This is a genomic window from Methanosarcinales archaeon Met12 (assembly GCA_002813105.2).
Taxonomy (GTDB): domain Archaea; phylum Halobacteriota; class UBA148; order UBA148; family JAJOKI01; genus JAJOKI01.
In genome coordinates, this window is sequence record CP017966.2 from 881,182 (window position 1) to 895,827 (window position 14,646).

At 46.0% G+C, this 14,646-nt stretch carries 11 protein-coding genes; 7 read left to right on the forward strand and 4 right to left on the reverse strand.

The annotated features are described in order from the left end of the window. Positions 1-16: 16 nt before the first annotated feature. Positions 17-1,117 (reverse strand): DNA topoisomerase IV subunit A, encoded by a 1,101-nt coding sequence (locus BME93_05630; protein ATZ61540.2) that lies wholly within the window; start codon positions 1,115-1,117, stop codon positions 17-19. Beyond that, positions 1,114-2,988: a DNA topoisomerase VI subunit B gene (locus BME93_05635; GenBank protein ID ATZ61541.2), complete on the reverse strand. Its 1,875-nt coding sequence runs from the start codon at positions 2,986-2,988 to the stop codon at positions 1,114-1,116. The genes BME93_05630 and BME93_05635 overlap by 4 nt, the downstream gene beginning before the upstream one ends. Positions 2,989-3,202: 214 nt before the next feature. Here BME93_05635 and BME93_05640 point away from each other — a divergent pair, with 214 nt between their 5' ends. From BME93_05640 to BME93_05670, 7 genes are all read left to right on the forward strand, one after another. Next, complete coding sequence (locus tag BME93_05640; GenBank protein ATZ61542.2) at positions 3,203-4,408, forward strand: metallophosphoesterase; 1,206 nt, start codon at positions 3,203-3,205, stop codon at positions 4,406-4,408. Continuing rightward, entirely contained in the window at positions 4,398-6,776 is a 2,379-nt protein-coding gene (locus tag BME93_05645) for an SMC family ATPase (GenBank protein ATZ61543.2), read from the forward strand. Before BME93_05640 ends, BME93_05645 begins: the two co-directional genes overlap by 11 nt. Next, on the forward strand, positions 6,769-7,824 hold the full coding sequence (locus BME93_05650) for a DNA double-strand break repair nuclease NurA (GenBank protein ATZ61828.2): 1,056 nt from the start codon (positions 6,769-6,771) through the stop codon (positions 7,822-7,824). The genes BME93_05645 and BME93_05650 overlap by 8 nt, the downstream gene beginning before the upstream one ends. Continuing rightward, complete coding sequence (locus BME93_05655; GenBank protein ID ATZ61544.2) at positions 7,821-9,350, forward strand: ATP-binding protein; 1,530 nt, start codon at positions 7,821-7,823, stop codon at positions 9,348-9,350. The genes BME93_05650 and BME93_05655 overlap by 4 nt, the downstream gene beginning before the upstream one ends. 20 nt (positions 9,351-9,370) lie before the next feature. Further along, positions 9,371-9,814, forward strand: coding sequence for a Holliday junction resolvase-like protein (locus BME93_05660; GenBank protein ID ATZ61545.2), 444 nt, complete (start codon positions 9,371-9,373; stop codon positions 9,812-9,814). Between the two features lie 129 nt (positions 9,815-9,943). Further along, positions 9,944-11,920 carry a methyltransferase domain-containing protein gene (locus BME93_05665; GenBank protein ATZ61546.2) on the forward strand — a complete coding sequence of 659 codons (1,977 nt, stop codon included), beginning with the start codon at positions 9,944-9,946 and terminating at the stop codon, positions 11,918-11,920. Between the two features lie 108 nt (positions 11,921-12,028). After that, positions 12,029-12,256 (forward strand): hypothetical protein, encoded by a 228-nt coding sequence (locus BME93_05670; GenBank protein ID ATZ61547.2) that lies wholly within the window; start codon positions 12,029-12,031, stop codon positions 12,254-12,256. A gap of 430 nt (positions 12,257-12,686) precedes the next feature. Here BME93_05670 and BME93_05675 read toward each other — a convergent pair whose 3' ends face one another. Together BME93_05675 and BME93_05680 are read right to left on the reverse strand one after the other, a co-directional pair. Beyond that, positions 12,687-13,910, reverse strand: a complete 1,224-nt coding sequence (locus BME93_05675; protein ATZ61548.2) for a SufD family Fe-S cluster assembly protein — start codon at positions 13,908-13,910, stop codon at positions 12,687-12,689. Continuing rightward, positions 13,898-14,626 (reverse strand): ABC transporter ATP-binding protein, encoded by a 729-nt coding sequence (locus BME93_05680; protein ID ATZ61549.2) that lies wholly within the window; start codon positions 14,624-14,626, stop codon positions 13,898-13,900. The genes BME93_05675 and BME93_05680 overlap by 13 nt, the downstream gene beginning before the upstream one ends. Positions 14,627-14,646 lie beyond the last annotated feature (20 nt).

The following is a 14,646-nucleotide window of genomic DNA, read 5'->3' on the forward strand; positions in this document are numbered from 1 at the left end:
GATGTTTTTCGAAATCTCACAGTATGCCCATCTCAGTCAGGCGCTCTGGCAGATACGTGTCCGTCACGTAATCAAGCCCATACTTCGCTAACGACTGTTGCTCGCTCTTTTTGTTCAATTCCAGCTGCAGGTTGATTTCATTCTTCCAGAACTCCGTCTCAAATCTTGGGTCGGAGAGTTCTGAATGTAGCGCTTTAATGTCCTGCTCTGACAACTTATCGGTCGGCAGTTCGTAGTTGACTATATCGGATGGGCGAATGCCGATAAACTGCGCTGAAGGGGTCGCCATGTACTCTGACATATGGGCGCTTTTGATGGACCCATACGCTACCGAGGCGAAAATACGGTAGGACCATGGGTCTCCATCGGTGAACACCACCACGGGTATCTTCAGCTCTTCGTTCAGCCGTTTGAGAAGTCGTCTTGTGCTTCTGGCAGGCTGCCCTTTAAGGTGCACGAGAATCGTATCAAATTTCTCGTCAAAACCGTTCTCGATCAACCTGTCCCGCATACCACCAGTCTCTATTGCTATGATCATCTTGGCGTCGTGTTCCAGGAACTCGAGTTTGTCCACTGTGTTTGGAATCTGGTAGCCAGCTTCTCCCACATCATCCTGACAGTGGAATGTCTTTGTACCACGTCTGGTCTGTTCCTTGATTTTGATTGGGCCAGTGATGGAGGCTCCATCCTCTTCTGGCCGAATATGGAAGTTTTCACGCTGTAGCTCACTTATGATTTCAATGTCTTCTATCAACCTGTCGCTTTCTTGTTGTTCCCTGAATTTTGCCAGACTCCAATTTTCAGATATGTAATATAATTCTCTCAGAGTGGAGGACCTTGCCTGAGCCAATTGCATATTTAAAAATTCGATCAAGTATGACGTCTTTAGCAACTGATATGCGCCCCTGACGGTTTTCGCACTCCTGATACTTTCCCTGTCGCCATATACCCACACCTCCGAATCCTCACTGTATTCTATGTTGGTTTTGGTTCTGGTAGGCAGATTGAGATGCGGAATTTGCTCGCCCAGTAGTTGGCCATAAAATCCTCCTATGATGTCGAGCAATCTTTTCTTCGTCAGTTCGTCCTTTTCCGTTGTTTTTGCTTCTGCACTCATTCTTCCACATCCTTTCTTGACTCTAAAGTCTTTGCACCGGTGACGAGCTCCTCTTCTATCCCTTCGACCATTGGAATTGATAGCTCCGGTGCCTCATCGCACTTGATCATATATTGAATGGACTTCTCTTCATCTGCTTTCAGTGATACTTTCCATATCTGGCCCATCTCGCCATCCATCTCCACGACCTTTGCATCGGAATCTGGCTTTACCATCTCATATTTGGATAATTCATATAACTTGAATGTCCTGGTGTGTTCACCGAAATTTTTGAGTCTGATCGACACGCCATATTGGCCATCGTTTTGTCCTACGATCTTTCGTTGTATTAATATATTTTCCATGATCTTCGCCACTATTGGCTTGATGTCTGGCTCTTCTTTTCCCACAATTGAGGATACCTTCTCCACCAGTTTTGGAAGGACCTTTTTGATGATCTCTTCCTTTTCCCTGCGCTTCTCGAGCAATTTCTGCCTTGAGAGGTAATTCCGCAGATTTCTGGCTACACCTCGAATCGCCAATTCGATCTCATCTACTATCTCAGGGATATCTGCTATCGCATCTTTGGACTCCGAGGTAAACGGAATCTTCGTAGATGCCACGTGGATAGACACGACCAGTGGTCCGAGCGGGATGCCAGTTCCACCTGGTTGATTTAATTCATACTGTCTCCAGTTCATCCTTTCCATGGCGTGAGTTATGGCGCATCCGCCCTGTTGATATAGTAACGGCACTCGATTGGCGAATCGCAATATGGTGACCTTCTCCTCTTTGGGCAGGTCGCCGCCATATGCAATGCCCGCCTCGACTATGAATGGATTGCCCGAGTGGACCGCGGGTGGTCGCGTTGCGGTCGAGATAAAATCTACGTTGTACTCTTTTTCCAGCCCTTTGTAAATGAGGTCTTTGCCAATCGGTGAGAGGCAGTCGGTAGGTGGTGCCGTAATTCTGACCGTTTTGAATGCTTCTAACAATCGAACTGTTTGGTCCCTGGACAGATCATTTGGATTTGCATCAGGGTCCAGATTCGCGGTTTTACACAGGTCCTCCGCAGTAGTTCGCCCAATTCTGGCAAATTCGTTCATCAAAAACGATATGAGTTTATAGCGCTCTGTGTACCTCATCATCTTGATTAACGTCCCCAGTTCAATGCCTTCTGGATGCGGCCGTATCTCATTGGGTTTTGCAGGCATCTCGTTGGTTGCCCTTTCGAATACCTCCTCTTCTCCATTCGGCTCTATCAGTGTCAACCGTGCGTGCGGGTTGACGATTGCCGTGTCCTTGAGATATTCCCATACCGACTGACGGCGCCCCCTGACATATGTCGCCGTCATCTCCATCTCGGTCCTGGTCCCATGTGGGCGGTCCCACTCGATGATGCTCTCGGCTACGATCTCTGGCTCGTTGGTCTGGGTGTCGATAATCAGCTCATAGTAGTGGGCAGGTTCATCCTTGCCGATTTTAGAGATTATTTTTGAAGGTTTGCCGGAAGTTAACTGCGAATAGAGCACTGCTGCCGAAATGCCGATGCCTTGCTGCCCCCTGCTCTGTCTTAATACGTGGAACCGCGATCCATAGAGCAGTTTGGCGAATATTTTGGGTATTTGGGCTTTCACGATGCCTGGACCATTGTCTTCGACTATGACTCTGCAGTTATCTCGATCTGCTCGTTCAATCTGGACTAATATATCTGGGAGGATTCCAGCATCTTCACACGCATCTAATGCGTTGTCCACGGCTTCCTTGACACACGTGATGAGGCATCTCGGCGCCGAGTCAAATCCGAGTATCTGCTTGTTCTTCTCAAAGAACTCGGCGACGCTAATCGCTTTTTGTTTCTTTGCTAATTCTTCTGCAATCAAGTTTGCCATTCACTCACCTTACCGATAAAGTCAAAAAGAGGTGTTTCTGCCCACCCCACCCACTAAGTATGCTGGGAACTTATTTAATCATTACTGCCAATTTTTAGTTTCTTCACTGCGTTTACATAAGTTGTATGTGGCAAAAAGATTATGGATGTAATCACTTTCGCACTCCTATTCAACAAGCTTTTTAACGACATATACGCAAAATAACCTGACAACAATGAACGAAATCATCGTCGTGGGGGATGTTCACGAGGGCATAAATTTTGGGTTCCAGATAGACTCAGAGACAGGACTCTCAGCGAGAACTCTCGACACTCACAATAATTTCACGAGGGCAGCGCAGTTTGCCATCGAGAATGTTGCGAAACTTTTCGTCATAGTCGGTGATCTCTTTGATCGTACGCATGTCAGCCCGGCATTTCGCGAGCTGGTCAGACGTGACGTCATAGAGCCTCTGGCAGAGGCAGGTATTGGTATATGGATACTTGCTGGAAATCACGACCAGCCCCGTAACACGCACAAAGGAACGTCCATCGACGACTTCAGAGGTTATCCGCATGTTAGAGTATACCGGAATCCCACAACAGAAAAACTTACCATTGATGGAAAGACGGTCGGTTGCATCATCGTTCCTTATTTGCACCCAACACATATTGCGGGATTGGTCAGGGAGAAATTGGGCAAGGAAACTTCGCAAGAGCAGATGTTCCACCAGGGGCAGGAAGTGTTGAAGAACTGGATTAAAAATAGGACAGAAGAACTGGATGCCGATTTTAAGATTTTATTCGCCCATTACTACATCGAAGGCGCGAAGTTAAGGGAAACCGCATGCCCGGAGGTTTTGCCTGGCGAATTCTCCTTTAGGAAGGATATGATTCCAGATAATCTGGACCTGGCTATTTTTGGACATATTCATTTGCATCAGGTGATGCGCAGCAACTCTACCGAACTCATTTATGCGGGAGCCGTCGAGAGAATCGATTGGGGCGAAATGGGTGACAAAAAGGGATTCATCGCAATTAATCTGTTTGCTCCGAACAAATGGCACTTTGAAGAGTTGCCGACGAGAGACATGTTGAAGATTGAGGTGGAAGTTGCTGCAGATGACGACCCAACGCAAAAAATTTTGGATGCAATACCCGACGTCACCGAAAAATTGGTCAGACTGGAGGTTGCAATCGGTGAAGGACTTCGGAGCAAGGTCGCTGAAGGCAAAATCGCTGAAAAGCTAAGAGGTGCCTTCAATTATGATGTGCGCTGGCGCGAAAAATCAGCGGAAAAGGTAGGATTTGCCAATTTCACGATGGATCCATTTGAACTCCTCAAAAACTTCATCGAGATAAATTACTCAACCCATCCAAAATGTGATGCGCTGTTGGATGAAGGCAGGAATATCCTGGAGGAGGTTCTGCGTGAGGATTAATACGCTTGATTCGCTTGTTTCGGATGGCGGCTTTGTCATAGAGGATATTGAAATCAAGGGCTTCATGCGCTACCTGGACAGGTCGACGATCAGTTTTCCGCATAAATTTACGGTGATAACCGGGCGAACAGGGACTGGAAAGACATCGATACTCGATGCGATCACCTTTGCATTATACAGGCGCACATCGAGAATCGACCTGCCGAATGTCAAGATCGAAAGCATTTGCCAGCAAGGCGGATACGTCAAGATTACATTCTATCAGGGTTCCGATAGATATGAAGTCACGCGTGGGCTGACTCGCTCTGGTTCATCATATGTCACGCTCAGAATAAATGGCACATCGATCAATGGCACCATTCAGGAGATCGATGCGAAGATGCAGGACATCATCGGTTTGGATTATGTGGGTTTCAGAAATTCAACCTTCGTCAGGCAGGACGAGATGAGGGAGTTGGGTGCGCAGACTGGCTCCCAGCGTCTCGAAATCTTCCAGAAGTTATTCAGACTTGAAACGTTTGAGAAGGCACAAACTATTGCCGCAGGGAAATTGGGCAAGGTCTTGTTGGACATCAGGGCTAATGAATCGGCATTGGGTGTTATGGGGGAACAACATTCCAGACTACCAGAAAAAGAGGAAGAATACTTCCTCCTAAAAAAGGAGAGCGAGGACGAAAGGGAAAGATTAAACGAGCTAAAAAAAACAATTGAGATAATGAGTGGCTCACTTGAGGAACTAAAGAGCAGGCACGAAGAGTTTTTAGAGGCAAGGGCTAAGGAGGCAGGGTTATCCAGTGGCCTCGCCGAGCTAAAAATGAAGATCGCAAAGTCCCATGAGGATAATCTAAAAACACAGGAACTCAAGCGTCTGGTTTCAAGATTAGCCATAGAAACAGGGGATTATGAATTGCTGCAAACGGAGCTGGACGTACTAAAGGAAAAGGAGCAGAAGGTCGCAAGTATTCAGAAACAAAAGCAGATTTACGAGAGCCAAAGACGGCAAACTGATGCAGAGCATAAGCGTGAATTTGGGGAATTATCTGCACGGTATAATGTGCAGAAATCGAGGCTGGACAAGATAACTACCGACATCGATAAAGATATGGCATTCTCGCTTTTAAAAAGCGAGGGGGCACTTGGGGAGCGCATCACCCGAATAGACCTGGAGCTCGAATGGCTAAAAGAAAACGAAGACCTTGTCATCCGCCTTAAACGAGAACAAGAGGACACTAAGTGTGAACTGGACGAAGTCTCGTTGCAAACGAAAAAGATCGACGTCGATTCCTTTGTTCACTCCGAGATTCAAGAAGGGCTAAAACATATCCAAAATGAAATGCAAAGAAAACGAGAAGGATACCATGAAAAAATACGGGTAATCGGGGAGGAGCTCAAGGGGATTCAGGCTGAAATTGACGCCATTGGTTTTGAAATACACGACAGAACAAGATTGAACGAGATACAGCAATCGTTGAACGCTAAGAGACAAAAGAAGGATGAATTGGAGCGAATACGGAGTGAATTAGATAAGGTCAAGGACTACGATGCGCTCATAGAGGATTTGACTGGCCAAAAAACGCAAAAAGAGTTTGAACTGAAGGATTTGCGCGATTCGCTAAGGAGGCTTCAGGAATATGAAACCCAGTATAGAGCGACGGAATCTGAGTTGAGAAAGTTGGAGGAAGGGCAAAGAGAGCTTGACGGGCTCATCCATGGAAGGGAAGGGGAAATGAAGCAGCTCACCAAGGAAATCGAAGCTCTTCAAGCTCTCGGCGAACGGATTCGGGAACTGGAGGATGAGCTAAAGAAATTACAGGAGACTTCCGAAGTGCTCCTTCTCCTGAAAGACAAGATATTTCACAAGAGGGGAGTAGTGATGTATGCGGTCAACCAGCTACTGCCGCAACTTGCCCGCGAGTCCTCGCTCAATCTCTCAGATATGACGGATAATAGGTTTAGCAAGGTACGGCTGAGCCCCTATGAGGAAAACAATCGCTACGGCATTCGCATCGAGGTAGAGGGACCAGATGGCAGTTTCCATGATGTGCAGGAGTTCAGCGGCGGCGAAAAGACGCAGATAAACGCCTCTCTGAGATTTGCGATAGCGAAAGAACTCGCGAGCATGCCACAGGTCGGCAAATCATTCGGCAGGATGAAGACGCTGTTTATCGATGAAGGCGACCTCGGCTCGCTGGACACGGAGCTCAGTAGGGAACTATTCGTCAAGAAGTTATTCGATATGGGACGATTCTTCGACAAGGTCATTTTAATCACCCATCTGACCGATGTGGCGGAAAAATTCCCGGCCAAGCTCAGGGTAGATATGACGCCAGAGGGCAAATCGAGGATAGGGGTGCTGTACGATGAGTGATTTTAGCGTTGAGATTCCAGGAGTGCTGATATCGGTCCGAAATTATCTTGACCAGATACGAGACGAGGAGTCTGTAGTGGATGTAAATCCCGTTCGGTTTGAATATGCAGACGCATCGCCTGACATGGTTGCCGTCGACGGTTCTCATTCATTCATATTTGATTTCTCAGGAATCAAACTTGCGGCGATTCGGGTTTGTGCATTGACATACGAGTTTGTAGATAAGGAACTCGATGGAAAGATTGGATATAAGCTCAGGCACAATCTCGTTGCTGAGCATCCCATTTTGGTATCGTCCCATGAATCGTTTGTCAGAGAGCAATCCGAGGTGTACCAGAAGTTGCTCAAAAGTGCGAGGAAATCGCAACTAAAAAAGACGCACATATATATCGCCAACGAACTGCGCAGATATGAGGAATGCAAGCTGATGAATCGAGTTGCGGGAGAGGTGTCTGGAAAGATTTTGGCCTTCGACGGTGCGTTAACAACGCCGCCGCCATTCTTGGATGAGTTCGCGCATCTGATGGAAGATACTATTCGGCTATGTGAAAAGAACGAAAACATATTGGTCGGAATCTCCAAGGACTCTGAGACGCACATGCTCGGCCAAATCTCTACCGATGAAGAGTTATTGCGCAAATTGGTCAAAACGCCAGCCCTCTATTATTTGCGTGCTGAATATGAAAAGACACATCCTCAGCCACATTATGGCGATATTTATTTTGCAAAATTATTCCCGCGCGCGCCCAAGTGGTTCAGGGTGGATGTCGGCACATTTAAGGATGACCCAGACTATGTCTTCTCGGCCATCTCGCACTATGCGCGATCAGAAATCTGTCCAGGGTACCCATATCCTTTGCTGGAAGCGCACAGATACGTCGTAACAGTCCGACATCTTCGCGAGATGTATGAAAATGTCGTTCTTAAACTCGCTCCGAAATATGGAATTTCGATAGAAGACGTCATAAACGGGCGGACGAATATCGATGGATTAAGGCGACAGGCATTCCATGAGTTTTTAGATAGAAATAGCAAGGTGAAACCATGAAGATTGGCGAAGTCGTATCGGCATCTGTGTCAGGAGGCATCGAGGCAAAACTGGAACTCAATAATCCAGAGGAATTGAAGATCGGATATCCCATCATCGTCGAAGGTCAAAAATATGATTTTTACTGCGTAGTACAGGACATTCGCAACCCTGCGACCGGGATTATCGAACAAATTGCAGGGTCTGACATGGGAAAATCGGTCGTGCCGATGATTTCACCTGGCATTCATGAGGGTTATGCCGGCCAGATATTCTTCTCAAAGGCGCTGTTAAAGCCAATTCAGTTGGTCGACGAACGCGGCAAATTGTACGGGCCGGAGACCATACCGCCATATTTCTCGTTGGTTCGAACGGCTACCCATGAGGATGTCCAGAAGATTTACCAGCCCACGGAGACTTCCATGCCGATTGGCTCTTTGCGTGGCATATCGGATTTTGAGATTCAACTGGACTTCGCCAGATTGACTGAAAAGCCATTTGCACTTTTTGGACGCACAGGCATGGGAAAAAGCATTCTGTGCAAGATCGTGTGCAATTCTATTTTGACAAAGGACATCGCGAGCATACTCTTGTTTGACATGCACCAGGAATATGGCATGTACTCCAAAGGCGATAACTCTCCTGGTTTGAAGTTTTCATTTCCTCAAAAAGTGGAGACGTTCTCCCTGGACCCGGCGAACAACGAGGCCAGACCATTTGTAATCAGTTCGAGAGAGATAACGCCCTCTGACATCATCATCGCCTTTCAGGACCTGTCACCTCCCATGATCGATACCATGTATGCGATAGAAAAAGGTGACAGAAAAGATCTTGTGACTGCGATTCGAGAGGCAACACCAGACGCAGATGGAAGAATTCACGCAGGTTCACTCCAGGCCCTCCAGCGAAAGATCGCGCGCATGGACCGATTTGATTTTGTTCGGGATACATCTTCCGACATATTCGGTCAACTGATATCGCTGATCAAAGCCAGAAAATCCATCGTTCTTGACTTCGGAAAATACGGGCAGGATACGACTGCATATCTTTTCGTAGCGAACATAGTGGCGAGGCGCCTGTACGACCTTTATACTGGTAAGACGGAAGGGCTTCCACGCCTTGTGGTTTTCCTCGAAGAAGCACATAAATTCCTGGACCCGCAAATAGCATCGCACACGACATTTGACAAATTGGCTCGCGAGACCAGAAAGTTCAATTTGATACTAGCACTGATCGATCAGCGCCCCTCGCGCATCGATGATGAAGTTCGAAGTCAACTTGCAAATCGGTTGATATTGTCGCTCAAAGAGCCAAACGACATCGCCTCTGCGCTTGCGGGCATACCGGACCGCAGTGTATGGGAAGGCATAGTCGGCGCGATGCCTCCAAAAACGGTACTTGCGGTAGGCGATGCCATCAGGGTTCCGACCGTCATCGATGTCATGGAGTATAATGTAGATACAGTAAAACGTCTTTTTGGTGAAGGGACTCTAAACAGTGAGGAAATAAGCGAGATAGCAGACCGTGCGGATGAGATATTTAAGTAACGAACATAGGAGGATGTATTGTGAATTATGAATTGTTGGTGCTGCTGCTCCTTATCCTTCTCACAATCTGTTTTATATTCTTAGTGAGGTCACTGATGGAGGTCAAAGGGTGGGAATATAAATTTGAGATGCGCGTGAAGGAATGGCTTGAAGGGGAGGAGCGCAGCATCAGGGAGGACGCCATCCAGAGGAGCGCACTAACGCGTTCTGGAAAGGCGCTGGAAAAGTTATGTCCGTTTCTGGCGGATTTTGGGTATGACCCGCATGATGTCCGGTGGCTGGGAGACCCCGTGGACCTCATCGTATTCGATGGATATGCGGAAGGTCATCGAACTGGAGATGGCCTGCGACAAATCGTATTCGTCGAAATAAAGTCTGGCAAGAGCAAATTGACGAAAGCGCAGAGGAAAATCAAAGCATTGGTAACGGATGGAAAGGTTTGTTGGGACGAATTTAAGATTTGAGTAGAGATAAACATTCAAAAACGACAGGGATTTATACGCATGTTGTAATGAAAGATTTAAGGAAGATTAGAAGGTTGTTTAGAGTCGAGAATAAACGAAATAGGTTCGGATAATAGAAATGGAAAAACAATGAATGAAAAAACACCTAAGGACAAACCCCCACAAAGTGGGAGAAAAGGAAGACACTCAAGAAGGGTATTAGGAGCTGTCCTAAGTCTTGAAGAGCACGTTCGTCCGGAATGGTGGCGAAGCATTTTCAACGCCTTTTACCTGAAAACAGATGCGGATGTGGTAGATGACAAGAATATCACTCTTCGAGAAGTGGACTTGTTCTCGGAGATCCTAAAGCTTTCGCCAAATGATAAGATCTTAGATTTATGTTGTGGACAGGGACGGCATTCCCTTGAACTGGCAAGGCGAGGGTTTCTCAACAGTGAGGGGTTAGATCGTTCGCATTACCTGATTCAAAAGGCTAAAGAACAAGCAAAAAAGGAAGGGTTGAACGTTAGATTTAGAGAAGGTGATGCCCGAAAACTCCCATACGCACCAGATACGTTTGATGTGGTTACAATCTTAGGAAACAGTTTTGGTTATTTTGAAACGATTCAGGATGACATGAGAGTTCTGAAAGAGGTTTTCAAGGTTCTGAAGCCTTGGGGACGACTTCTTATCGATGTTGCTGATGGGGAATACTTAAGAGAGCGTTTTCAGCCCAGAACCTGGGAATGGATAGACAATAAACATTTTGTATGCAGGGAGCGCTCCCTTTCATTGGATAAACAGCGTCTAATCTCACGAGAAGTGGCCACTCATGTGGAGAAAGGAGTTATTGCGGATCAATTTTATGCAGAGAGACTCTACACCCGTGAGGGCATGGATGAACTCCTGAAAAAAGCAGGATTCAGCAACTTTACTATTCATGGAGAAATATCTCAGAATTCACAGCGAAATCAGGATTTGGGGATGATGGAGAGGCGAATTATTACGACAGCTATATGCAGGAAGGAATGGTCGCCAGTCAAGAGGAAAAAAGAGGAAGTAAGGAATGTTGTCGTAATCTTAGGTGACCCCGCGAAAGCCGATCCCTTGAAGCCATTATGCGTCTTTGATGATGACGACCTTTATACAATCGACCAACTGAAAGGTTCATTAAGGGAACTGAGGAGCTACCACTTTACATATCTTGTCAATCACAACACTTTGCTTCATGATATTATGAAATTGAAGAATAAAGTAGATCTTGTTTTTAATCTATGCGATGAAGGTTATAACAACAATGCAAGAAATGAACTTCATATACCAGCCTTGCTCGAAATGATTGAGATTCCATATACGGGCTCTAACCCTCAGTGTCTTGCTTTTTGTTATGACAAATCACTTGTACGTGGAATTGCAAAGGAGATGTGGATCCCCGTCCCCGAAGCATTCTTAATCAAGTCCAAAGACGCTACTTTTGAACTTCCCTTTGAATTTCCTGTCATCGTAAAACCCAACTTTGGCGATTCCAGTTTTGGGATAACCCAGAGGAGTGTGGCAAACAATATTGAGGAGCTTGTTAATGCTATTTCAGAGATCCGGGAGAGACTTGGCTATGATAAAACCATTCTTGTTGAGGAATTTCTAACAGGAAAAGACATAAGCGTAGGAATAATAGGAAATCCTCCCGAATCTTACATAGTCTTACCCATCATAGAAGAAGATTACTCAGCACTTCCACCAGAACTTCCCAAAATATGTGGATATGAGGCTAAGTGGCTTCCAGAATCACCATACTGGAACATTAAATCAGTTCCTGCCGAATTACCAGAGGAGACAAAGAAACTCGTCTTGGAATGCTGTTCGAAGTTGTTTGAGAGGCTGGAGGTCAGAGATTACTGCCGATTTGACTGGAGGCTTGATGTGGAGAATAATCCCAAACTTCTTGATGTTAACCCGAATCCTGGCTGGTGCTGGGATGGTCATCTTGCAAAGATGGCAAAGATAGCAGGGATGTCTTATACTGAAATGTTAGAATCTATTTTACGCGTAGCCGAACAGCGATTGGGCATTCAGACGGATAAAAGCATGGAAGAACATGTTGCCAAGACTTCGCCTAACAGCGGATAAAAGGCTACGGTGCTACGCACCTTCGCCCAAATTACCTGACATGCGTTCACAACACCGACCATAACGTTCTTTTAGGAAGGGAACATCACATTTATATGGGAGGAAATTATGATGCGTCAGTTCAAAATTATCGTTGAAAAGCACCCTGATGGTTATGTAGCATACCCTTTAGGGCTTAAAGGGGCTATAGTCGGGGAAGGAGATACCTATGAAGAAGCCCTTTCTGACGTGAAATCAGCAATTCGCTTCCACGTTGAGACTTTTGGAAAAGAGGCTCTCGATGTCGAACCACCTGTCCTTGAAGCTTTCGTTGCTGAGACTGGAGTTAATGTGTAATGACAAAGTTTCCTGTGGGTGCACCTAAACGGAAAGTAATCAAAGCGCTGGTGACTTTGGGCTTTCAAGTGGTTCGGGAAAAAGAACACGTTTCTATAAACCATCCGAAAATAAAAGGTTCTACTCTCAGAACAATTTGCACCCAAGCTGGCATCACAAGGGAGGAGTTTTTGGAGGCCTATAGTAGAGCATAAGAGTCGGCATCATCAGATACCACAGCATATACGCTATGGGCTTACGCCCCTGCTCTTCGGGATGTTGTTCCCTTCGTCGCAACGTCGTATATACCAAAACCGTTATACAAAACCCTCACAAAGTATTAGTAACTGGACTCATTAAGAAATAGTATGGCGAACTTTGGGAAGATTTTAACCTTTACTCGTTCAGATGGAGGTTTTCTACAAAGCCATAAAAAACATTAATAGACCTATTACAGCAATTGCCTCTCACTGGATTCCATAATTCGTTTCATTTCATCCTGCAAATGCTGCGGCAGCCCTTTGATATCCACGTCCAAAAAACCCCTGATAATCACAGCAGCAGACTCCTCCTCGTTTAATCCTCTTGCCATCAAATAGTGTATCTCTTCTTCTGCAATTTTTCCGACCGCAGCCTCGTGTGACAAATCGACGCCTTCTCTTAGTCCTTCCAGTTCTGGTATTGCATGAATCTTGCCCCCCTCTGACAAAATAAGTCCGCGGCATTCTAGATGTGCTTTTACTTCAGGAACTTCTCCAATCAAATGTCCCCTTGCCATTATATTGCCGCCCTTTGATATTGCCCTGGCGATAAGTTCAGCCTTACTGCCTTTTGCCTTTAAGAAAACTCTGGAGCCAACATCCATATTTGAACCTTCAGAGGCATACAAAATGGTGTTGTACCTTACGGTGGCGTTCTTGCCAGCGCAGTATGCGGTTGGATACATCTGCAGGTCTCTCACAGGTTTCATGCAAATGTAATTGCTCAAAAACACGCCGTTCTCTTCTATAATCGTCCCAGTCCTTGGTCTGACTACGACATCCTTTGCCCAGTTATGAATCATCGTGAACGATATATGTGCGTTTTTCTTCACATAAAATTCAGAAATGCCGATATGCAATCCATTTTTCACGTTATGGGCGGTCGTGCAGCCGGTAATTATGTGAAGTTCGGAGCCCTCCTCAGCGATTATGATATTGTGCACATTCTGTGCCAGGCCATCTTTGTCAATAAACAGGCAGGCTTGCACTGGAAATTGCACCTTAACGCCTGGTAGCGCTCGGATAAAATATCCATGATTCGATTTTAGCTCTGCCTGCGCGGTGTATTTGTCCATATCGACTGCTACATTTTTCCACCAGTAATCCTTCAGCCAGTCATATTTTTTCAGTGCCTCCGTGACGCTCATGACTTCTATGCCATTTTGATTGGCAGACGACTGTATCACAGAATGGTCGATTTGAAAAAACGAGCCCGACCTATACGACTCATTGGCATCGACGCCGGCGCCGATAGCTTTCTCTCGTACGTCAACGGACAATTCCTTCAATTTCTTAATTCTGCCGTGTTCCTCCGCCTGAGCAGAATATTTATCCAAGCTTATGTCAGGACCAAGTGCAGCGGGCTTGTCTCTCGCTTTATGCGCCCTTTTCCGAGTATTGTTTATCTCAGGCATCTTGCACACTCCTCATAACCCCTTTCTTTAATCATTTTTAAAAGTCCATCCGGCTTTCCAGAGCAGCGTATCGTGCCATCGATCATGACGTGTCCATGGTCGGCGTTCACGTAATCCAATATATGGCCGGTATGGGTTATAATCAGTCCTGATGTATCTCTTATGGTGCAATTTTTAGTTCTCTCCAGCACATCATTTATGACCTCGCCTACAAGGGCGATATTCACCAAATCCACTCCTGAATCCGGCTCGTCGAGCATGATAAAATCAGGCTGTAGCGCTGCTAATTGAAGCAGTTCAGACCGTTTTGTCTCTCCGCCAGAAAAACCAAGATTGATATCTCTGTCCAAGAACGCAGACAGATTAAGCCTCTTGGCCAGTTCCTCTGCGTTAGAATTGCCTGATTGTGCACAGATGTTGACCATATCCCTTAATTTGACGCCCCTGATAACAGGCGGGTTCTGAAAGGCAATGCCGATGCCAAGTTTAGCTCGCTCGTCCATTGGCAGGCTTGTAATGTCCTTGCCCTTGAAAAGTATTTTACCAGATACCACCTTATATTTTGGATTGCCCATGATGGTTAGCAATAAAGACGTCTTTCCCGAGCCATTTGGTCCAAATAAAGCGTGCAATTCTCCTTTGCCTATGTTCAGATTCACGTTGTCCAATATCTGTTTGCCGTCGACTGCGACCGTCAAGTTGTCAATTTTAAGCATGCGACACTACCTATGGTCAA

Coding starts and splice junctions, on each gene's coding strand:
- BME93_05675 (ATZ61548.2), bottom strand. CDS start 13,910: ATGCCTGAGATAAACAATACTCGGAAAAGGGCGCATAAAGCGAGAGAC.
- BME93_05640 (ATZ61542.2), top strand. CDS start 3,203: ATGAACGAAATCATCGTCGTGGGGGATGTTCACGAGGGCATAAATTTT.
- BME93_05665 (ATZ61546.2), top strand. CDS start 9,944: ATGAATGAAAAAACACCTAAGGACAAACCCCCACAAAGTGGGAGAAAA.
- BME93_05635 (ATZ61541.2), bottom strand. CDS start 2,988: ATGGCAAACTTGATTGCAGAAGAATTAGCAAAGAAACAAAAAGCGATT.
- BME93_05670 (ATZ61547.2), top strand. CDS start 12,029: ATGATGCGTCAGTTCAAAATTATCGTTGAAAAGCACCCTGATGGTTAT.
- BME93_05630 (ATZ61540.2), bottom strand. CDS start 1,117: ATGAGTGCAGAAGCAAAAACAACGGAAAAGGACGAACTGACGAAGAAA.
- BME93_05650 (ATZ61828.2), top strand. CDS start 6,769: ATGAGTGATTTTAGCGTTGAGATTCCAGGAGTGCTGATATCGGTCCGA.
- BME93_05655 (ATZ61544.2), top strand. CDS start 7,821: ATGAAGATTGGCGAAGTCGTATCGGCATCTGTGTCAGGAGGCATCGAG.
- BME93_05680 (ATZ61549.2), bottom strand. CDS start 14,626: ATGCTTAAAATTGACAACTTGACGGTCGCAGTCGACGGCAAACAGATA.